Here is a 19,724-nt window from a genome sequence, read left to right on the forward strand (position 1 = left end):
ATGCACGGCATCAAAATAGGAAAAAATGCAATTGAAAATTTAACGATTGGTATGTATTCAGAGTCAAAAATTATTTTTAGGGAATATATTCAAAATGCTGCAGACCAAATAGATAAAGCTATCTCAACTAATATGTTTCCAGAAGAAGATTTGTGTATTGAGATTAATATTGAACCTAATTTAAGGTATATTGCTATAAAAGATAATGCAACAGGAATTCCACGTGTTGATGTTGCAAAAAAGTTAGCTTATGTAGCAGACTCAGAAAAAGAAAAAGGTGTTGATAAAGGCTTTAGAGGTATTGGTAGATTAGGAGGATTAGCATATTGTGATACTCTTAGATTTATAACATCTTATAAAGGTGAAAGAGTAAAAACAATCATGACTTGGGACGCTAAACAGTTAGTCCAATTAATAGAAGATAATACTGTGAAAGATAGCGCTGAGGAAGTACTTCAGGAAGTGATTAAGTATGACGAAGAACCTTGTGGTGAAGAAGAACATTTTTTTATTGTGGAAATGCTTGGAATACGCAAGGAAAATAGTGAATTACTTAATATTGAAGCGGTTCGTAAATATGTATCTAGTAATGCTCCGATAGCATATCAAAGTAAATTTTATTTCCGAACTAAGATATATGACTTTCTTAAAAAACATAGTCTTCCACTGAATGAATATAAAATTTTCATTAATGATGAAGATGTATTTAAGTTATATACTACTTATTTATATGATAATAAAACAGGACAGAAACGAAAATATGACGATATCTTTGATATCCAAATAAAAACTTTTGAAAGGAGCAATGGTGAATTATTGGCATGGATGTGGTATGGTATTAGTTCATTTGAAAAGACTATACCAGAGTCTGTGAATGATATGAAAGGCATTAGACTTAGACAAGCTAATATACAACTAGGTGATGAAAGGACACTTTCAGGATTTTTTAAAGAACCACGGGGTAATTCTTACTTTGTTGGTGAAATTCACGCAGTACATAAAGAGCTTGTTCCAAATGCACGACGTGACTATTTTAATGAAAATATAGCTAGAGTAGAACTCGAAGCGCATTTAAAATATTATTTTGCCGATACCCTTCATAAATTATACCATGGTGCTAATAAGGCTAAGAATGCTTTCAAAAAAGATATTAGTTTGAAGCAAAAGCAAATAGAATATCAGGAAAAGCAAAAAAATGGTTTTGTAGATAAAAAAGAACAAGAAAAAATTGAACATGAAATAGAGCAGAAAAAAGCTGAAAATGAAAAGGCCATAAAAGAAATAAGAAATTTGAAAGCTAAAGTGGCTTATGGTGAGCCTCTTGATAAAGTTATTAAAAAGATTGAGAAAAATTACCAACAGAAAATCAAAAGTGATATGATATGTAAAACTACTGAAGTTAATGAGCCCCCTGCTCAACCCCTTGAAAAGCAATCGATTAAAAGGCCTACTTTGATAGTAGATGAGCTTTCTAAATTAAGTAAGAAAGAACGTAAATTGGTGTCCAAGATATACAGCATAATTAATGATATTTTGCCTCCAGATTTAAGCCAAAATTTAATAAAAAAAATACAGGAAGAGTTGAAGAAATGATGGCAAGAAAAGTACTACTAGTTGAACCAAATTATAAAAACAAATATCCTCCCATGGGACTAATGAAACTCTCAACATATCATAAAATGTTAGGAGATGATGTAAGGTTTTATAAAGGTGATTTACAACAATTTATACTTGAAGAAACTTATCAAGAATTACTTCAGAAACTTAAGAATAATGATAATAAAGTTGATTGGACAGAGCATAAAGAACTGATTTTAGGGTATTTAAAAAAAGGACTAAGAAAAAACTATGAGCAATTATGTCAGCTTAGTCAGGATTCTATCGTTCATGAGAATCTTAAATTCTATCGTGATTATTATTCCAAGAAGAAATATTTTGAGAACCCAAAATGGGATAGAATTTGCATTACTACTTTATTTACATTTTATTGGCAACAAACAATTAGTACAATTAACTTTTTTAAAAAATTATGTAAAGATATCAACGAAGTAAAAATAGGAGGAATTGCAGCTTCCGTGGTTCCAAATGAAATTGAAAGGGAAACCGGTATTTATCCATTTGTGGGTTTATTGGACAAAGGTGGAGAATACGACTCTGACAATAGCATTATTATTGACCACTTGCCGCTAGATTATTCTATTTTAGAAGAGATAGACTATGTATACCCTGAGCATGACGGATATTATGGATATATGACTAGGGGATGTGTAAACAAGTGTGCTTTTTGTGCAGTTCCCAAAATAGAGCCAAGATATAATAACTTCATCAGTGTTAAAGACCAAATTGAATATGTAAAAGAACACTTTGGTGAGAAAAGGAACCTTTTACTCTTAGATAATAATGTTCTTGCTTCAGAGAGATTTAATGAAATAATTGATGAGATTAAAGCATGTGGATTTGATAAAAACACTAAATATGTTGCACCTAATCAATATGCTGTTGCCATTAAAGGGTTGCAGTCAGGATATAATGATAGGGGATATATTAAAAGTATAGTTAAGCAATACAAACAATTAAATACAAAGGTTAATGACGAAGACCAGATAGCAATGTTTGAGATTTTAAAAGAGAACAAGTTATTAGAAGAAAATACTGCTCAAAAAGACTTAATAATGAGCTTGAATGACTACTTTTCTCCATTTTTTGAGCGATTTTATAACAATAAGCCGAAAGAAAGGTATGTTGATTTTAACCAAGGAATTGACGCAAGATTACTTACAAAAGAAAGAATGAAAAAATTAGCTGAGATTCCTATACGTCCTCTTAGAATAGCTTTTGATGACTGGAAACTGAGAGACATATATGAGAGAGCTGTTCGTGTAGCAGCTGAATTTGGAATAACTAATATGTCTAATTACTTGTTATATAACTACAATGACTATCCAGTCGATTTATATTATAGAATGAAGTTAAATATTGATTTATGTGAAGATTTGGGCGTCAGTATTTATTCGTTTCCAATGAAATATCATCCTATTCAAGACCCCGATTATTTTAGAAATAGAACATATACAGGCAAACATTGGAATAGAAAATTTATTCGTGCTATTCAAGCAGTACTAAACTCAACTAAAGGGAAAGTTGGAAGAGGAAAGTCATTTTTTGAAGAGGCTTTTGGTATAGATGAAAAAGAGTTTGAAAAACTTCTGTATATGCCAGAAACCATGATAGTATATCGCATGCATTATAAAAATAGTGGAATGACGGAACAGTGGTGGACAGACTTTAATAATATTGATTCTAAAAAGCTAGATGAATTAAAGAGAATCATTCATGCTAATGACTTTAACAATATTGAAGAATTAACGAGTGATAAGGATATTTTACATGTATTAGAATACTATACTATTCAGAGAGAAGATGCTGAAAAGGTGTTAAATCTTAAGAAATAGAAAGCTCATTTTTCTTTTATTATGTAGGTATATTAAGTTGTGTTTATATAGAAAAAATAGACTATTTGATATTAAGTAGATAGCGTAGAACTGTATTATTTCATATTACCTACGATATTTGTTGGAAAATAAGAAGTGTATTTTTATTAAGTTATTTATTTGTATGAGCAATTAATATTTGATAACTATTTGAAGTGAATATTAGTTGGTATGCATTCTTGAGAGCATACTATATTATTATAAGAATTATAATAGAGCTAGAAGATACTACATAGTATCTTCTAGCTCTATTATATTAAATTTACCTTATGCAATTAGTATTTATATCTAATTAAACATTTATGCAAAATAGTGTATATTATTTCTTTATACAACAAAGTTATTTACATACTTTCATCCTTAAAAAATTGAGTAATATTATTCATAAGCACTACCTAAGAAAATATATTCGAAGTATTATACAGACCTAATACTTGTTCTGCTAAAAGTACATAGAAAGGAAGCCGTAAATCTATCTGGAATTCGCTATTATGTACAATAGTTTTTCCTGTCTTGAAGTCAGTTATTTTAACTTTATCATCATTTCTAATAAAACTCTTATCTATTACGCCACATAAAATAAACTGTTTGCCCATATCTCTTTTTACAGTACTTTCTATCATTAGATTTTTCTTACCATTGTTTAAAGGATAATAATAGTAATTAGTTAACAGATTTAACACCTCTAGTCCAAAATTTTTTTCTTCTTCTTTATCTTTATAACCTTCCCTAATCCATAGTTTTTCTATGTGTCCTAATTCTAATCCCTAATTTTTTATATGCGTTAGACATAAGGCGTAGAGTAGTTTTGACTTGAAAATTAAAAGATATACTTAGATATATAAGCATTATAGAATAACTTTGGGTATATTGATACTGAATAATTGAATGAATTGGTTAACAATCACCTGCTAAACTAAAAAAATTTTCATTAAAAAGAATATAATACTATACTTAGAAATTATTATAAAAATCTAAAAAATTAAGCAGGAATTATTAGATGAGTACAGAAGATGTATATGGTTAGATTGTATTTAGAATTTAAGTACTGATAAAAATGAATAGATTTGATGTGAGGAACTTATATGCCTATAAAGAGTATTAAGATTAAAAATTGCAAATCCATAAAAGAAATTAGTGTAGAACTTAATAATATTAACTGCATAGTTGGTGAGAATGGGACCGGCAAATCTAATTTAATGAAAGCAGTTACTCATTTTTATAAAAATTTAGTTGATATTAATATTGATAAAAATATTATAGATAAACTTAATCCTTATAATTATTATGGTGAAATTACAGTTACATATGATTTTAATAAATTATTAATAATTGCTAATAATAGAGAAAAAAAAGATGAAGATCTCAATCCATTTTTTAAGAAAGTTTTTTCTTTTACTGCAAAATTTGCTGATGAAAATGGACTAGTTAAAGCTACATTAAAACATTATAAAGACAATACTCTTATATGGAATATACCTTATGATTTAAGAAGTTTCTTAAAAAATGTTTTCCCTATTTATATGATTGAAACAAGACATATCAATTTAACCGATTGGGACGAATTGTGGGAAATAATTGGAGATTTAAGCAAAATAAAATCTAGTATTGATGATGAGCTAATAGATAAACTATCATCAGTATTTAAAGAATTTTATGGCGATAATTTTTTAAAAGTTCTAAAGTATATTAAAAATGAACTAGATACTAATAATATTGATTTGAAAAAATTTAATTTGAAACAAAAATTCATTAATTTTTATCAAATTGAATTTGGGGGGAAAACATTTACCCAAAATGGACAAGAGTTAAACTTCTATTCAGATGGTATTAATTCATATAACTACATAAAACTATTTATTAGTTTGATATCTAAGATATCTCAAAGAAAAATAAAAGAGCCATTGTTGGTAATTGATGAACCAGAGATTGGATTACATCCGAAGTTTATAGATGATTTGGCAGCTACATTTGAAACACTACCTAGTTCAGTAAGATTACTTATTTCTACACATTCTCCTAGAATGGTAAGAAATATAATGAATGGTATAAATGAAAATAGTATTTTTCACATTTCATCTCAAAATGAATATACAAGTTTAAAAAGGATGAGAAATTTATCTGATAAAAGACAAAACTATAAAATATCGGAGAAAGAGGCAAGTTATTATTTTTCACGAGCTATAGTTTGTGTGGAAGGAGCTACTGAGATAGAATTATTCTCGAATAGAAACTTGAATGAGTTGTTTCCATTTCTGAAAGAAGTTGATTTTTACTCATTTGACTCAGATAATGTTAAATTGAAAACTATCCTTCCAAATGAAATGAATATAAGTATACCGTATCTGCTAATTATTGATTTAGATAAAGTAATTAATTATAATGTAGGAAAAGGACAGTTCAACATTAGAAGAGACTTTTTGGTTAATCCTTTAGGCAATAGCTATATTCAAAAAAAAGAAAAGTACTATTATGGAATTAAAAGAAGTAATACATATTTTTTAAGAAAAAGAATAGATGGTATACTGAAAACTTGTATTTTTGATCCAGATAGTGATTGGGGATACATAGAAGACGATTATTTTTGGTTGCTTAAAAAATTAATTAATGAGTATTGCTTGCAATACAATGTTTTTACATTTGAAACGACTATTGAAGGAGCCATAATAAATAACAATATTAATGAAACTGTTTATGATTGGCTACTAAAAAATAGAGACCAATCCATACTTAATGAAGTTTATACTCATAAAGAAGACACTTGCTATAGGAATACAGCATTGAGATTAATTTTTGAAGGCAAATATGATAATCTTGTTACCAAAATTGAAACACAAAGTAGTGATGCTGAAAAAATAAAATTTAAGATAAATGAAATAAAAAATCAAAAAAAAACTAACGGATGGGTTACAGAGTTTGTTAATTATTTTTTTGAGAATTATATAAATAATTGTAATCATACTAAACAAGCTAGAATTGATTCTTTTAAAGATTACTTCCCAGAATTATTTAAGTTGATTGATAAAATTGAAGAGATAGTAAAATAGTAAAGTGAGTAGCAATCTCAGTATTTATTACTGAACCTTGATGTATGTTGATTCTGAATTGGCCTGACAAGCTCTCAGTTATATCAAAAAACCAAGGTGTTTTTTAAAGACTAATGGTACTAGTATTAGATTACTTGTTATCAGTCATGTGCCTGTTTACGCTTACGCGAGGCTTTGAGAAAGTACTCACTCTATTGTAATATATTATGTAAGTGAGGTGACATCTATACTAATAAGTACTATATACAATGAAGATTTTTTCTTTAATAAGATTATTGAAGCTAAAAAAGAAACAGTTATTGAGGTTATTAAATATAAGAATGATTTTTATACCACATTTGAAGTTGCTAAAAAGTCTGGTAAAAGAATTATTAGTTGTATAGCAGAGGATAGTTTACTCTATAGAATACAACGAAATCTAACGAATAATTTTTTTAATAATATTCCTATAGCAACAAGTGTATATGGTTTTGTTAAAGGATATTCATATAAAGACTTTTTAGAGCCTCATATTAATAAAAAGCAAAGCAAAAAATATTATTTGCGAGTAGATATTAAGAATTTTTTTGATTCTATTGATTCTGAAATCATTAGAGAAATATTAGAATATTATTTTAACTTAGAGAATGATAAAGAAAATGAAGATTTATTAAATTTAGTTATTGATATAATAACCCTTGGAGACACATTACCTCAAGGTGCTGTAACATCACCTGTTTTATCAAATATAGTTTTTAGACCATTAGACTTAAGAATCCAAAAATATTGTGAGAAGTTAAATGTTACATATAGTAGATATGCTGATGATATGCTTTTTTCGAGTTATGACAGAAGAATATTTGATAATTTTTTTCTTGGCATGATTTGTAATATTTTAAAGACTAAAGGATTTTTAATAAATTACTTAAAATTAAAACGTGGGACAACACAAATATCATTAAATGGATTTGTAGTTGGGAAAAACTTAAGAATCTCAAGAAGTAAATTATATGATATTTCAAAAATATTGTTTTTATTTGATAAGGGTGGTAAGCCTACTAATATTAAAGAATATTTAATGAGATTAAATAGTACTGAATTTCATTTTCGTAAAGAAATGGAAGATGGCTATTTTAAGAATAAAAATCAATTAGTTAACTACTTATGTGGTTATAGGTCTTTTCTAATTAGTTGGTTACCTCAAAGAGATGAAAAATATACTTATGAAAAAACTAAAAGACTTATTAATAGAATAGAAAACTTAGTTGATCAAATTGAAATACTAGAATAGATTGGACGAGTTATTAGTAATTATAATCATATATCATGGTGAATAATTATTTAATAGGAAAATAGTTGTTTTAAAGTATACAATTGTTATTGAAGTTATTAGAATAAGTTAATATTATTGTACATAGGACAAGTATCATACTTAATATACATTAGTATAATTATGATACTTGTCTTTATTATATAGGCAGGTAGTTATCTGAAATACACAGTGAGGATGAAGATATATGAATGATTTCTTTTCAGATAATTACCGAGGAGAAATATATAATGCTGCAATATACTGTAGATTAAGTAGTGAAGATGATGATAAATCAGAATCCAATTCTATCAGTAATCAAAAATCCATTCTAACAAAGTATGTTATGGAAAAAGGATGGAATATGGTTGATATTTATGTTGATGATGGATTTACTGGCTTGAATTTTGTTAGACCTGGATTTAATAGGATGCTAGAGGATATTAATGTGTTATTTATTACCACATTTCAATGTACAAGTTTTATTTTTCCCATCCTCACCATATAATTAAATAGATAAGGAGGGATGGGATGATAAGACGTACAGCTTTAATAGCACTTGGATTTGCTTGCATATTAACAGTTATTATACTAGGAAGCTTTATTCATAACTGGATAACAGATGATGAATACATAGATTATAAATTAAAAGAAGTGTCTTGGCTTTCAGATGAAAGCCTAAAAGATAAAAAGCTAGCAATACTAGTTGAAATTGATACAAAGATGCTGTATCTAATAGATACAGAAAGCAATACATTAGTCAAGAAATATGTGGTGGCAACAGGAGCAAGAGAAACTCCTACTCCTATTGGCAGTTTTAAGATAATACAAAAAGGTATGTGGGGAGAAGGGTTTGGAACTAGATGGATGGGTATAAATGTACCCTGGGGCAAATACGGTATACACGGCACAAATAAACCAGGATCTATCGGTTACAACTCATCTCATGGTTGTATAAGAATGAGAAACAAAGACGTTGAAGAGTTGTATAGGCTAGTTAAATATCACACACCTGTGACAATCGTTGGTGGACCTTTTGGACCTCTTAATCATGGATATAGAACTTTAGCTCCAGGTGATAGAGGAGCAGATGTTCAAGAGGTACAGAAAAGACTTAAGATGAAGGGGTATTATTATGGTTCCATAGATGGTATATATGGAGATGGGATGAAGTCAGCGTTATTTAGATTTTTAAAGGATAACAACATGTCGATTACTGATAGGGTAGGGCAGAATATATATAAAAAACTAGATATTATAGTGATGGAGTAGGTTTAATAATTCAACCTACTTTTTTATTTTGAATTTTAACTGTAAAAAAATAGATATGTATTAGTATTGTGTATACTTCAGCCCATGAGGGGATGAATGTGTAAATATTATGAAATAACAGAAGGATATTAAAGTCATAAATAGAATTTATAGTAACTATTAATGGAATACAAATACATTTATTTTAACTGGGGGGCTATTAAAATGATAGGTAGGATTGTAGGTGCTATAGGACTAATTGCTTCTGTTATTGCAATAATTGATAAATTAGATGTAATAAAAATTCAGATAAGAAAGCTAAAACTTAAATTAGAAAGAAGTAAATTGTTTCAAGGTAAAAAGCAACGGAAAATGAGTGAGTCTGCAAAAAATGATAACGATACTGACTTTGATCCTTTCTATGAAAAAATTCCTGGAGGAATTATACTAAGGAGTAGTCTAAAAAAGAATAAAAGAATTACAAATGAAGTTTTTGCTATTGAGTTATTAACAAAAGATATTTATTTAGATAAAAATGGAGAAAGCATTAATGTTTCAATTGATAGAGGAGATGTAAAATATGCGGCTATAACAAACAGAGGTAAAGATAATTTAGTTCAAGAAATAATAAGAAAACAGAAAAAAACAAAACAACTAACGCAAGAAGATAAAGAGATACAATCTTTTCTTAATAATACAGATAAAAGTATTTATAAGAAAATTAGATTAAAAAGTGATAAAAAGTTCCTTAGGTGGGCATCAGGAGGAATAATTTCAATAGTAGAGTATAAGGGAAAATGCTGGATACCAATGTTTTTTAGGGATAAGGAGCCTTATGGTTGGAATGTATTTCTTGGTTCGAGCGAAAGAAGCTTTGATGAAAATGGCAAGCTAATACATAGTATTGATGAAGAACTAAATAATCCTACAAAAATTATGTATAGAGAATTTGACGAGGAACTGATAGTTTTTAAAAGCGAACCTAATTGTGATAATAGAGAGAATGTCGTTATTCCAATTTCTTACCCGTTTTATAATGGAGAAAATTCAATTAACTTTAATGAAAAGCATATAAAGTTAAGAGAGAAATATGATGATTTAAATATTCGTATAGATGATGAATATATATATTGTACTCAAGTAAATACAAATATGTCATTACAAATAAAAAAACATGATGGAAAGATGCTAAATAGATTGTCTAATGTATTAGTCTGCTTTAACATGCTGGAATTAGGTATAGAGGTAGTTCAAGTAATAAAATTTAAATTAGATGATAAAAATGTACTGCTTGATGGAGAAATATTATCGTATTTTGATGAATCTAAATACAAAGATGAACTTGTGAGAATGCCAATAGCTTTGATATCCTGTGAGTTTCTAAAAAAGCATTTTACCGGAGATATAACAAAATTACAGTATACTTCAGGCTTAAATTCATCTATAAAAATTGATGAGTGCATTGAAAGTGAGAACATGATGGTTTTTGACTATGACCTAAAGCAGCGCTTAAGAGTAATTAGAGACGAAAAAGAGGACGCTGGTGACTTAGAGTTTAAAAGATATAAAAAGTCCTTTGACAGTTTTTTTGAAGAAATTTATGCAGATAGTAATACTAATTCAAATAATTTAAAAGTATGCATAAAAAGAGATTTTACTAGATACTTTACTCCAGCAACTCCTAAGCTCCTTAATTTATTCTTTAATCAGATAGATCCTGCAGAATATACTATCGAGGAAGAGGACTAGTTCTTTAGATTGCGAGGCTTTTTTAAATTAATTACATAAAATTAGTTGTAAATGCAGGATTTTACTATAATGTATAGAAAAAATAAATTAATAATAAAAAAATAAAAATGAGGGAGTGGGAAGCTATGAAATATTTCAAGAAGCTTGTAGGTGATAGAATTTATTTATCTCCGCTTAATACTGAAGATGCTGAAAAGTATGCAGAGTGGCTAAATGATCTTGAAATGTCAGTCAATTTACAATGTGCACCTAGGATTATTACTTCAGATAAGAAAATAGAAGTTATGAAACGTATGATTAATGACGGGAACAATTTTGCAATTGTTGATTTGAAAAATGATGAACTTATAGGGAATTGCGGACTTATGTTTACTGATTTTATAAATGGAACAGCTGAACTAGGTATACTCATAGGTAATCCTAATTATTTAAATAATGGCTTTGGGACTGAAGCTATTAATTTACTACTAGATTATGGCTTTAATTTACTTAATTTAAACAATATTATCTTAAGAGTTCTTTCTTTTAATAAAAGAGCAATAAAATGCTATGAAAAGTGTGGATTTAAAATTATTGGAAGAAGAAGAGAGTCAGTAAATATTGGTGGAGAAAAATACGATGATATATACATGGATATATTAAATAATGAGTTTAAAGGAAAGTTAAAAGATTTTATAAAAGAAAAAGTGATAGAAATATAATAGGAGAATAGTATGAAAAAGATAGTATCATTTTTATTTATATTATTATTTATTATTGGAATATTCTTATTTACGCATAATACTGATATAAATGCTTCTGAAAGAGAAGTAGAGAATTTAAGATATGAGGGCGAGGTTGGGAAAGTAAGGCTTTCTTGGGAATTAGATAGAACTAAAGATATAAAATCAATTGAAGTTTTGCGTAAGCTGTCATTTATGAATGATTATAGAAAAATTGCAGATCTTGCAGTAAATGAAAATATGTATGAGTCTGAAGTGGACCCACTTGTTGAGTATGACTTTAAGATTAGACTTGTTTTTAAGGATGGAACCGAAAGTCTAGGAGAGACAATAAGTGTAGCTGGAAAGCATGAAAGAGTTATCATGGATGAAGTGTCAGGGAGGAAAATTTTAATTTATTTACCTCCGAGTTATAACACATCTAATAAAAGATATCCAGTGGTTTATATGCACGATGGTCAGGAGCTTTTTGAGAAGTCAATAGCTTCGTATCGTGAGTGGAAAGTTGATGAGACTCTTGATGAGTTAATACGAGCAGAAAAAGTAGAAGAGATGATTGTTGTAGGGATATATAATTCTTCAAATAGAACCGAAGAATATGTACCCTATATAGATCCATGGATAATAACCGAATTGAACGTAGATAGTTCAGGAGCTAAGGAGTTTTCGGGATTTGTTGTAGACAATATTATTCCTTTCATAGATACTAATTATAGGACAATACCAAATAGGGAGAATAGAGCAGTGATGGGGTCCTCGTTTGGAGGATTACTTTCATTGTGGATGGGCTATAACTATAGTGATACATTTTCAATGATTGGAGCTATATCACCAAGTTTATGGGTAGCAGACAGACAAATTATCAAAGAATTGTCTACTGAAGCAAAAAAAGACTTAAAAATATGGATAGACTTAGGAACAACTGAATGGGAAAATCATTGTAGAGAAGCTGTTGATGTACTAATAGATAAAGGATATATTTATGGTAAAGACCTTGTATACTATGAAGTAAATGGAGGGCGGCATAATGGATTATCATGGTCAGAGAGAATAGCATATCCATTTATATTTTTTAGAGGGAAAGAGGCAAAAGAAATTAAATCTATTAAAACAGAAGTACAGGTAGTATCAGATGGAACTGCCAAAGGAATATTTAATATATTGAACCCTGTAGTAGAGATGGATAATGGTATTAAATATTCATTATATAAATTTGCTGATTTTTCATTAGAAAATGAGATTGATGGCTCCATTAATGATAAAGGATTTTTTGAATTTACTACTAACAAAGACCTTAAAGCTATGGTAGAATATAAAGACTATCAAGAAAAAATTGCTATTTCTTATGAGGATATACAAGATAAAACTAATAATGTTGAATAGAATTGAAGCAATTAATATATTTGTAATACAAAAAAGTCTTTACAAATGAATAAAATCGGAGTATAATTATGAACTTGTAGTGGTTTTTTATTGTTTTTTAGCTTATAAAAAGCAACGAAAGAGGGATTTATTATGAACAAATGCAAAAGATATGAGATAAAAAGAGGTCATGTACTATATAGAGAAGAGTTAGAGTTCAGAACTATACTTCACGAAATCATATGGAAACTGATGATGAAAAGAAAAGGATGTAAAGTCAAAGAATTCTTAGGCATAGAGTAAACTGGGGAACAGCTCCTGCTATTATAAAAATAGAGTAGGGGCTTTTTATCTGTTTAGATTCCTTCGTAAAAGTGGTATACTATAAAGTGGTTAGAAATATAATATTTGGGTATATACATAATAGCTTAGTCACAGTAAAAAATAACATAAAAATAATTAGGAGGTATGAAATATGTTATCAGAAAAGTTATTAAAATCTTTAAATGATCAAGTGAACTATGAATTTCTGTCAGCTCACTACTATCTTGCTATGGCAGCTTATTGTGCAGACCAAGACCTAGATGGTTTTGCACATTTCTTTATAGTTCAAGCTGAAGAAGAGAGATTTCATGCTATGAAGTTCTATAATTTTATAAATGAAATGGACGGAAGAGTTACATTAACAGGAATAGATAATCCAGAGAATGAATTTAAATCGTTAGCAAATGTGTTTGAATCAGCACTAGAGCATGAAAGATCAGTAACAAAAAGAATATACAACCTTATGGACATAGCTACTGAAGAAAGAGAACATGCTACAATAAGCTTATTGAAATGGTTTGTTGATGAGCAAGTTGAAGAAGAAGCAAGCATAAAAGCTATTCTTAAGAAACTAAAAAGATTAGGCGAAGACAGCCATGGTATATATATGATGGATCAAGAACTTGCTCAGAGAGTTTTTACACCACCAGTAAATGAATAAAAAAACAAAGATAGGTGATTTCACCTATCTTTGTTTTTTTATTATTATATTTTATAAAATAAGCAGATTATCTTGTAGTTCCGCCCATGCTTCTTTCAGCCATTTCAACTAATCTCTTAGTCATGTAACCACCAACATAACCATTTTGTCTAGCTGTTAAGTTACCTTTATCCATTGATTCATAGTTAGTCATACCAAGCTCACTAGCTATTTCAGTCTTCATTTGATTTAAAGCTTGACGTGCAGCTGGAACAACAACTTTATTACTAGTAGTGTTATTAGCCATTCTTTTTCACTCCTTTCATATGAAGATTTACTGCTTGTTAGTATTATGTGTAGAAAATGAACGACTAATCCAAGTAATTTTAGCTATTGTTACAATACCATACTAAAATATGAACAAAATATATATGTTGGATAAATATTGAATATTTATTTAAAAGATTATCATTTTTAATCCAAATATTATTAGTATTATTCCCGCTAAAAAATCAGCATATTTCTTAATAAATTCATTTTTTTTTGCTTTTCTGCTTATTACAAACGCATTTAATGTTAAGAAAGAAGTTATAATTCCTATTACAACTGTATTATTAAGAATAAGCTCACTTATATTAAAATCATTGAATGTTGAAAAGCCAACAACTAATGCATCGATACTCACACATATTCCAAGTAATATAATCATAAAGCAATTCATCTTAATAATTTTCCCTTGGTTCGATGATCCTTCTCTGAACATTAAAAGTCCTACTAATAAAATGATTATTCCACCGATAACAGATGGAAGATGGAATATATATTTATTAAACATATTTCCAGTGATACCGCCTATGCTGGCAAATAGAAATTGAAAAAATCCAAAGGATATAATAAAGGCCATAGCTTTTTTACGAGTTATTTTTTTATCCAGACCTATAGAAAGAGCAACGCCGAAGGCATCTAACCCTAGAGCTATAGAAATCATACTCAAGTCAATAAAAGACATAAGATTCCTCCTAAATGGCTTATGTTTTTTTATAACGAATAGGAAAGTTCTACTTTTATATTATTAATAACAAGAACTTTCACTAGATGAGTTTCAAAAAAGGCAACATTATAATGCTTCTTTAGAAGCCTTTTTTATAATAATATTCAAACTTGCTTTAAAATACACATACTAAAATATAGTCTTTTTTTTCTATAAATATGATATTAGTTAAGAAATGTATAATAATATTATTACTTGTAAAAATAAACAATTAATAATATAATTAGAATAAGTGGAAAAAATAAAGGGGAGTAGCTGGCAGATTTACTGCTTAATTAGTCGTCAACACGGTTAAATACCCGGCTGATTATTCTATTAGAAGGCAAGACCTTTATTTAAACATCTATCATGTTTAAATAAAGGTCTTTTGTGTGCAAACTATTAAACCAAAGGAGGTCAATTTATTGGAGCAGCTATTATTAGGAGTAAAAACCTTAACGTTTCAACAAATTATGATGTTTGTCGTTGGTGGGGTGTTGATTTATCTTGCTATCAAAAAAGAATTTGAACCAATGCTATTACTGCCTATTGGTTTTGGAGCTATTCTAACAAACATACCAGTTATTGAAGGAATACCTGGAATAGCTAGTGATGAGGGAGTATTAGGCATACTTAGAAATGCAGGTATTATGACTGAGTTATTTCCCGCACTTATATTTATTGCAGTAGGGGCAATGATTGATTTTGAACCGCTTTTAAAAATGCCTTCCATGCTTTTCTTTGGAGCAGCTGCACAGTTTGGTATATTTCTAACTCTTCTTTTTGCATTAGCACTTGGGTTTGATATAAAAGATGCAGCTTCAATAGGAATAATAGGAGCAGCTGATGGGCCAACTTCAATCTTTGTAGCCAATAAGTTCTCTCCTAGGTATTTAGGGGCAATATCAGTAGCAGCATATTCATATATGTCGTTGGTGCCTATCATACAGCCACCTATTATAAGGTTATTAACATCTAAGGATGAAAGAAAAATAAGAATGGAGTATAAAGAAATAAAGATATCTAAAACAGTCAAGATTCTATTTCCAATACTCGTTACCATCATTGCTGGTATAATAGCTCCAATAAGTGTGACTTTAATTGGATTACTTATGTTTGGCAATCTCATAAGAGAAGCAGGAGTGCTAGAGAGATTATCTAAATCCGCTCAAAATGAGCTTGCTAACTTAGTTGCTCTTTTATTAGGAATAACAATAGGTTCAACTATGGAAGCAGAGGCTTTTATAAGCTGGGATACTGCAATGATACTTGGACTTGGATTATTTGCATTTATTTTTGATACAGCTGGCGGTGTATTGTTTGCAAAGTTTTTAAATCTATTTGTTAAGAAAAAATATAACCCTATGGTTGGAGCAGCAGGAATATCTGCATTCCCTATGTCAGCAAGAGTTATACAAAAGATTGCAAAAGAGGAAGATCCTACAAACTTTATTCTTATGCAGGCAGTTAGTGCAAATGTAGCAGGACAAATAGGCTCAATCATAGCTGGCAGTGTAATATTAGCACTACTATCAAAAGGAGGGTTCTAATATGACAAATATAGATGCTGGATTAACAATGATGCTATATGGTATGGGTACTACATTTAGTATATTGATTATATTTTATTTCATGATAAAGCTTTTAGCTAAGGTATTCCCACAAAAATAGTTGCATAAAATCATCTCTTGTCAAATAAGCATATACTAAAAGAAAAGAGGTGATTTCATGCTGTCACCAAGCTCGGAGGATTACCTAGAAGAAGTATTTAGACTTAGTTCAAATAAAAAAGAAATTAGAATAAAAGATATAGCTGACTGCTTAAATGTTTCTATGCCATCTGTAGTAAAAGGGCTTAGAAAGTTAAATAGATTGGGATATATTATTTATATGCCTTATGAAAAAATAGAACTGACAGATAAAGGAAAATATAAAGGAAGATTTTTAGTAGAGAGAAATAAGATATTGCGTGATTTTATAGATATAATTGGGGCAGATTGTGATATAAAACAAGAAGCAGAGGCAATGGAGCACTATCTTACAACAGCTACAATAAGATCAATAGAAAAAATAGTAAGGTTTTTTAAAAATAACGAAGATTTTCTTCAGCACTTTAACGAGTTTCAAATTACAAGTGTATTAGATGAGAATGAAATGAATTGTGATTGAATAAAGGGATATACCACTATGTTAAAGGTGGATATCCCTCTTATTTTATTAAACCAAACCTAGCAGATTAGCAAGCATATTGATTGTAAAGGTGACTAAAACAGCAATTCCTGTAGTCAAACCTAATGTAAATAATGTCCACTTCATCCCATTTGTTTCTTTTCTTATAGTTAATAAAGTAGTAGCACATGGAAAGTGCAATAATGAAAATAGCATGAAATTTAGCCCTGTTATCCAAGTCCAGTTGTTTTCAATAAGTAAATTTTTCAATGCTTGTAGATTATCTAGTTCTAGCATTGCTCCTTGTGACATATAGCTCATAATAAGTATTGGTAAAACTATCTCATTCGCAGGTAATCCTAACAAAAAAGCCATTATTATAAAACCATCAAGTCCTAGGAGCTTTCCAAATGGCTCTAGAAAAGCTGCACAGTGGTTTAATACACTGACATCACCTATCATTATATTTGCAAATATCCAGGTTACTGCTCCAGCAGGTGCAGCAACAACTATTGCGCGGCCTAATACAAAAATTGTCCTGTCGAGAAGTGACCTGACAAGTATTTTACCAATCTGAGGCTTTCTATATGGTGGAAGCTCTAGTGTAAATGATGATGGTATACCCTTAAGAACTGTCCTTGATAGAAACTTGGATACTAATAGAGTAACAGCAATTCCAATTAAAATCATTACAACTACAGATAACGATGCAAATACTGAACTTAAATTAGCTACTGCTATTCCACCGAAAAATATGGTAGATATAGCTATCAACGTAGGGAATGCGCAACCACTGTAAGGGCAATTTTGATTTATACGACGAATAGAGCGCTGACAATTCGCTATTCGCCGTAAATAAAAATATGTAAGTCTTGCCCATCCCATTCAATCTTTTGAATTAGTAGTCTAATAAGATTTCGTTTCTCATAAATAGTTAAATCTTTAAAATTGTCTTTAAGACTGCTAAGTGCCTTTGAAATTATATCTAACTGAATAGATTTATCATAGAGTGTGCTTACGCTGCTTTGCAAGTTTAGTTTTTCTTCATTTAACATTTTAACTTCACTGTCTAGCTTTGAAACTTGCTCATTTATCCGTTGTATAAATGAAGGATCAAGGTCAGAGTATGATAAGGTTTTTATAAGGTTATCAATTTGGTCATTTAGCTTTTTTATTTTGGTATCTATTTCTTGTATTGGATTAGACTTTATTTCATTTTGGAAGCTACGCTTTAAGTATTCCAGTAGCTTATAAATATTGGAGTTTTCATTTGTATAATCCATTAAATACTCGCAAACCATATCATCTGTTTGCTGGCCATTCAGATTTTGGCAGCTACATAAATCTAATCCACCACGCATTTTACTATTACATATGTAGTCAAATAAATCAGCGTTATTGCTACGGAACTTAGCAAACATTTTGCTTCCGCATTGGGTGCAGTAAATCATGCCTGATAATAATGAGTAATCATTGTGAGCCTTTACACGGTTTGGTGAAGGCTTATTATTTTCGAGCATTTCTTGAATTCTCACCCAGGTTTTACCTGAAACAATACCTTTGTGCTTGCCTATTGAAATAATCCATTGATCTTTAGAATTACGAGGAACATTCTTTTTGGTATAGTCCCTTTTATTGTAAGAAAGCAATCCAAATTTATCTGAGCACTCATGTTCTTCAAAACATACATCTGAATCAAAACTGATAAAATAGTCTCTAACATCTTTGTCAGCAATACAATAAACAGGATTCTGGAGAATTTCTTTAATACCAAGTAAAGAATAAAACTTTCCATTACGAGATTTAACATTATTTTTTATTAGGTACTTACTAACAGCTGAAACTGAATTAAATTCTAAGTATTTATCGTACATAGTCTTAACAATTTCTATTTCATCAGGATTAGATTTCAGTTTACATGAGTGTTTTATTTTACCATCTAAAGTCATAAGACCTTGAACCTTTTCTGAAGTAAAGCCTGTAGGGGTGGTACCACCTAACCATCTGCCAGTTTTAGATAGCATCAACATATTATCACGTACACGTTCTGCTATGGTTTCTCGCTCTAATTGTGCAAATACAGAAGCTATATACATCATAGCTTTACCCATAGGTGTAGTTGTATCAAACTGATCCTTGATACAAACAAAGTCAATATTGTGATCGTTTAGTTCTTCTATTAAGGCAGAAAAATCACTAACACTACGACTTATACGGTCTAATTTGTAGCAGATGACATAATTAAAACGTTCTTTTCTGATGTCTCTTAACATTTTCTGAAAATGAGGTCTTTCTGTGTTCTTGCCAGAGTACCCTTCATCTTCGTAAATAACAATATCAGCTACATGTGAATCTGTAATATTTGCGGATATGTAATTTTTACACATCTCTATTTGATTTTCAATGGACTCACCTTTGCCTGTATATACTGATTTACGTGAATAGATTGCTATTTTCAAAAAGTATCAACCTCCTTTGACTTAATATAGTCGTTTATTATTTTCGAACAAAGATTAGATATGGATCTTTGCTCTTGAGCGGATAATATTTGTAATTTGATTTTTGTTTCTTTAGAAATGGTAACTAGTATTCTTGTGTTTTGGTCTGAAACAGCCATTTATTTACATCACCTCTTTTGAAATTATATCACA

At 29.4% G+C, this 19,724-nt stretch carries 20 protein-coding genes; 14 read left to right on the top strand and 6 right to left on the bottom strand.

Going from position 1 to position 19,724, the window contains the following annotated elements:
- Nucleotides 1–1,593 carry an ATP-binding protein gene (locus tag HNR33_RS18515; RefSeq protein ID WP_429086309.1) on the top strand — a complete coding sequence of 531 codons (1,593 nt, stop codon included), beginning with the start codon at nt 1–3 and terminating at the stop codon, nt 1,591–1,593.
- Complete coding sequence (locus tag HNR33_RS18520; protein WP_429086312.1) at nt 1,590–3,452, top strand: radical SAM protein; 1,863 nt, start codon at nt 1,590–1,592, stop codon at nt 3,450–3,452. The genes HNR33_RS18515 and HNR33_RS18520 overlap by 4 nt, the downstream gene beginning before the upstream one ends.
- Before the next feature lie 434 nt (nt 3,453–3,886).
- Here HNR33_RS18520 and HNR33_RS18525 read toward each other — a convergent pair whose 3' ends face one another.
- A complete protein-coding gene (locus HNR33_RS18525; protein ID WP_429086315.1) occupies nt 3,887–4,174 on the bottom strand; it encodes a hypothetical protein in 288 nt (95 codons plus the stop codon).
- Between the two features lie 402 nt (nt 4,175–4,576).
- Here HNR33_RS18525 and HNR33_RS18530 point away from each other — a divergent pair, with 402 nt between their 5' ends.
- From HNR33_RS18530 to HNR33_RS18570, 9 genes are all read left to right on the top strand, one after another.
- On the top strand, nt 4,577–6,538 hold the full coding sequence (locus tag HNR33_RS18530; protein ID WP_429086317.1) for a retron Eco8 family effector endonuclease: 1,962 nt from the start codon (nt 4,577–4,579) through the stop codon (nt 6,536–6,538).
- A 217-nt stretch (nt 6,539–6,755) separates the two neighbouring features.
- Nucleotides 6,756–7,808 carry a reverse transcriptase family protein gene (locus HNR33_RS18535; RefSeq protein WP_429086320.1) on the top strand — a complete coding sequence of 351 codons (1,053 nt, stop codon included), beginning with the start codon at nt 6,756–6,758 and terminating at the stop codon, nt 7,806–7,808.
- Between the two features lie 226 nt (nt 7,809–8,034).
- On the top strand, nt 8,035–8,334 hold the full coding sequence (locus tag HNR33_RS18540; RefSeq protein ID WP_429086323.1) for a recombinase family protein: 300 nt from the start codon (nt 8,035–8,037) through the stop codon (nt 8,332–8,334).
- 23 nt (nt 8,335–8,357) lie between these two features.
- On the top strand, nt 8,358–9,098 hold the full coding sequence (locus tag HNR33_RS18545) for a L,D-transpeptidase family protein (protein WP_429086325.1): 741 nt from the start codon (nt 8,358–8,360) through the stop codon (nt 9,096–9,098).
- A gap of 204 nt (nt 9,099–9,302) precedes the next feature.
- Entirely contained in the window at nt 9,303–10,826 is a 1,524-nt protein-coding gene (locus HNR33_RS18550; protein WP_429086327.1) for a hypothetical protein, read from the top strand.
- Nucleotides 10,827–10,951: 125 nt separating this feature from the next.
- Complete coding sequence (locus HNR33_RS18555; RefSeq protein ID WP_429086330.1) at nt 10,952–11,527, top strand: GNAT family N-acetyltransferase; 576 nt, start codon at nt 10,952–10,954, stop codon at nt 11,525–11,527.
- A gap of 12 nt (nt 11,528–11,539) precedes the next feature.
- Entirely contained in the window at nt 11,540–12,931 is a 1,392-nt protein-coding gene (locus HNR33_RS18560) for an alpha/beta hydrolase (RefSeq protein WP_429086333.1), read from the top strand.
- A 132-nt stretch (nt 12,932–13,063) separates the two neighbouring features.
- On the top strand, nt 13,064–13,213 hold the full coding sequence (locus tag HNR33_RS18565) for a hypothetical protein (protein WP_429086336.1): 150 nt from the start codon (nt 13,064–13,066) through the stop codon (nt 13,211–13,213).
- Nucleotides 13,214–13,385: 172 nt separating this feature from the next.
- A complete protein-coding gene (locus HNR33_RS18570; protein ID WP_429086339.1) occupies nt 13,386–13,895 on the top strand; it encodes a ferritin in 510 nt (169 codons plus the stop codon).
- Nucleotides 13,896–13,962: 67 nt separating this feature from the next.
- Here HNR33_RS18570 and HNR33_RS18575 read toward each other — a convergent pair whose 3' ends face one another.
- Together HNR33_RS18575 and HNR33_RS18580 are read right to left on the bottom strand one after the other, a co-directional pair.
- Nucleotides 13,963–14,181: an alpha/beta-type small acid-soluble spore protein gene (locus HNR33_RS18575; protein ID WP_429086342.1), complete on the bottom strand. Its 219-nt coding sequence runs from the start codon at nt 14,179–14,181 to the stop codon at nt 13,963–13,965.
- A 150-nt stretch (nt 14,182–14,331) separates the two neighbouring features.
- Nucleotides 14,332–14,883, bottom strand: a complete 552-nt coding sequence (locus tag HNR33_RS18580; protein WP_429086344.1) for a manganese efflux pump MntP — start codon at nt 14,881–14,883, stop codon at nt 14,332–14,334.
- A 446-nt stretch (nt 14,884–15,329) separates the two neighbouring features.
- Between HNR33_RS18580 and HNR33_RS18585 the strand changes: the two genes are divergently transcribed.
- From HNR33_RS18585 to HNR33_RS18595, 3 genes are read left to right on the top strand one after another with little or no spacing between them, the layout of a single operon-like run.
- Entirely contained in the window at nt 15,330–16,454 is a 1,125-nt protein-coding gene (locus HNR33_RS18585; protein WP_429086346.1) for a sodium ion-translocating decarboxylase subunit beta, read from the top strand.
- A 1-nt stretch (nt 16,455) separates the two neighbouring features.
- A complete protein-coding gene (locus tag HNR33_RS18590; RefSeq protein ID WP_429086349.1) occupies nt 16,456–16,575 on the top strand; it encodes an OadG family protein in 120 nt (39 codons plus the stop codon).
- A 57-nt stretch (nt 16,576–16,632) separates the two neighbouring features.
- Nucleotides 16,633–17,073, top strand: coding sequence for a metal-dependent transcriptional regulator (locus HNR33_RS18595; RefSeq protein ID WP_429086352.1), 441 nt, complete (start codon nt 16,633–16,635; stop codon nt 17,071–17,073).
- Between the two features lie 48 nt (nt 17,074–17,121).
- On the opposite strand, the gene HNR33_RS18600 is transcribed toward HNR33_RS18595, so the two are convergent.
- The 3 genes from HNR33_RS18600 to HNR33_RS18610 are packed head-to-tail and all read right to left on the bottom strand — an operon-like array spanning nt 17,122 to nt 19,690.
- A complete protein-coding gene (locus tag HNR33_RS18600; protein WP_429086355.1) occupies nt 17,122–17,958 on the bottom strand; it encodes a nucleoside recognition domain-containing protein in 837 nt (278 codons plus the stop codon).
- A complete protein-coding gene (locus tag HNR33_RS18605) occupies nt 17,916–19,532 on the bottom strand; it encodes a recombinase family protein (RefSeq protein WP_429086357.1) in 1,617 nt (538 codons plus the stop codon). The genes HNR33_RS18600 and HNR33_RS18605 overlap by 43 nt, the downstream gene beginning before the upstream one ends.
- A complete protein-coding gene (locus HNR33_RS18610) occupies nt 19,529–19,690 on the bottom strand; it encodes a hypothetical protein (protein WP_429086359.1) in 162 nt (53 codons plus the stop codon). The genes HNR33_RS18605 and HNR33_RS18610 overlap by 4 nt, the downstream gene beginning before the upstream one ends.
- Nucleotides 19,691–19,724: the final 34 nt, after the last annotated feature.

Origin of the sequence: Brassicibacter mesophilus (assembly GCF_050433385.1) — a bacterium.
GTDB classification, from domain to species: Bacteria; Bacillota; Clostridia; order Tissierellales; family Proteiniboraceae; genus Brassicibacter; species Brassicibacter mesophilus.

What these genes read in the sequence shown, in the direction of transcription:
- HNR33_RS18515 (WP_429086309.1), top strand. Translation starts at nt 1, where the DNA reads ATGCACGGCATCAAAATAGGAAAAAATGCAATTGAAAATTTAACGATT.
- HNR33_RS18520 (WP_429086312.1), top strand. Translation starts at nt 1,590, where the DNA reads ATGATGGCAAGAAAAGTACTACTAGTTGAACCAAATTATAAAAACAAA.
- HNR33_RS18530 (WP_429086317.1), top strand. Translation starts at nt 4,577, where the DNA reads ATGCCTATAAAGAGTATTAAGATTAAAAATTGCAAATCCATAAAAGAA.
- HNR33_RS18540 (WP_429086323.1), top strand. Translation starts at nt 8,035, where the DNA reads ATGAATGATTTCTTTTCAGATAATTACCGAGGAGAAATATATAATGCT.
- HNR33_RS18545 (WP_429086325.1), top strand. Translation starts at nt 8,358, where the DNA reads ATGATAAGACGTACAGCTTTAATAGCACTTGGATTTGCTTGCATATTA.
- HNR33_RS18550 (WP_429086327.1), top strand. Translation starts at nt 9,303, where the DNA reads ATGATAGGTAGGATTGTAGGTGCTATAGGACTAATTGCTTCTGTTATT.
- HNR33_RS18555 (WP_429086330.1), top strand. Translation starts at nt 10,952, where the DNA reads ATGAAATATTTCAAGAAGCTTGTAGGTGATAGAATTTATTTATCTCCG.
- HNR33_RS18560 (WP_429086333.1), top strand. Translation starts at nt 11,540, where the DNA reads ATGAAAAAGATAGTATCATTTTTATTTATATTATTATTTATTATTGGA.
- HNR33_RS18565 (WP_429086336.1), top strand. Translation starts at nt 13,064, where the DNA reads ATGAACAAATGCAAAAGATATGAGATAAAAAGAGGTCATGTACTATAT.
- HNR33_RS18570 (WP_429086339.1), top strand. Translation starts at nt 13,386, where the DNA reads ATGTTATCAGAAAAGTTATTAAAATCTTTAAATGATCAAGTGAACTAT.
- HNR33_RS18575 (WP_429086342.1), bottom strand. Translation starts at nt 14,181, where the DNA reads ATGGCTAATAACACTACTAGTAATAAAGTTGTTGTTCCAGCTGCACGT.
- HNR33_RS18580 (WP_429086344.1), bottom strand. Translation starts at nt 14,883, where the DNA reads ATGTCTTTTATTGACTTGAGTATGATTTCTATAGCTCTAGGGTTAGAT.
- HNR33_RS18590 (WP_429086349.1), top strand. Translation starts at nt 16,456, where the DNA reads ATGACAAATATAGATGCTGGATTAACAATGATGCTATATGGTATGGGT.
- HNR33_RS18595 (WP_429086352.1), top strand. Translation starts at nt 16,633, where the DNA reads ATGCTGTCACCAAGCTCGGAGGATTACCTAGAAGAAGTATTTAGACTT.
- HNR33_RS18600 (WP_429086355.1), bottom strand. Translation starts at nt 17,958, where the DNA reads ATGGGATGGGCAAGACTTACATATTTTTATTTACGGCGAATAGCGAAT.
- HNR33_RS18610 (WP_429086359.1), bottom strand. Translation starts at nt 19,690, where the DNA reads ATGGCTGTTTCAGACCAAAACACAAGAATACTAGTTACCATTTCTAAA.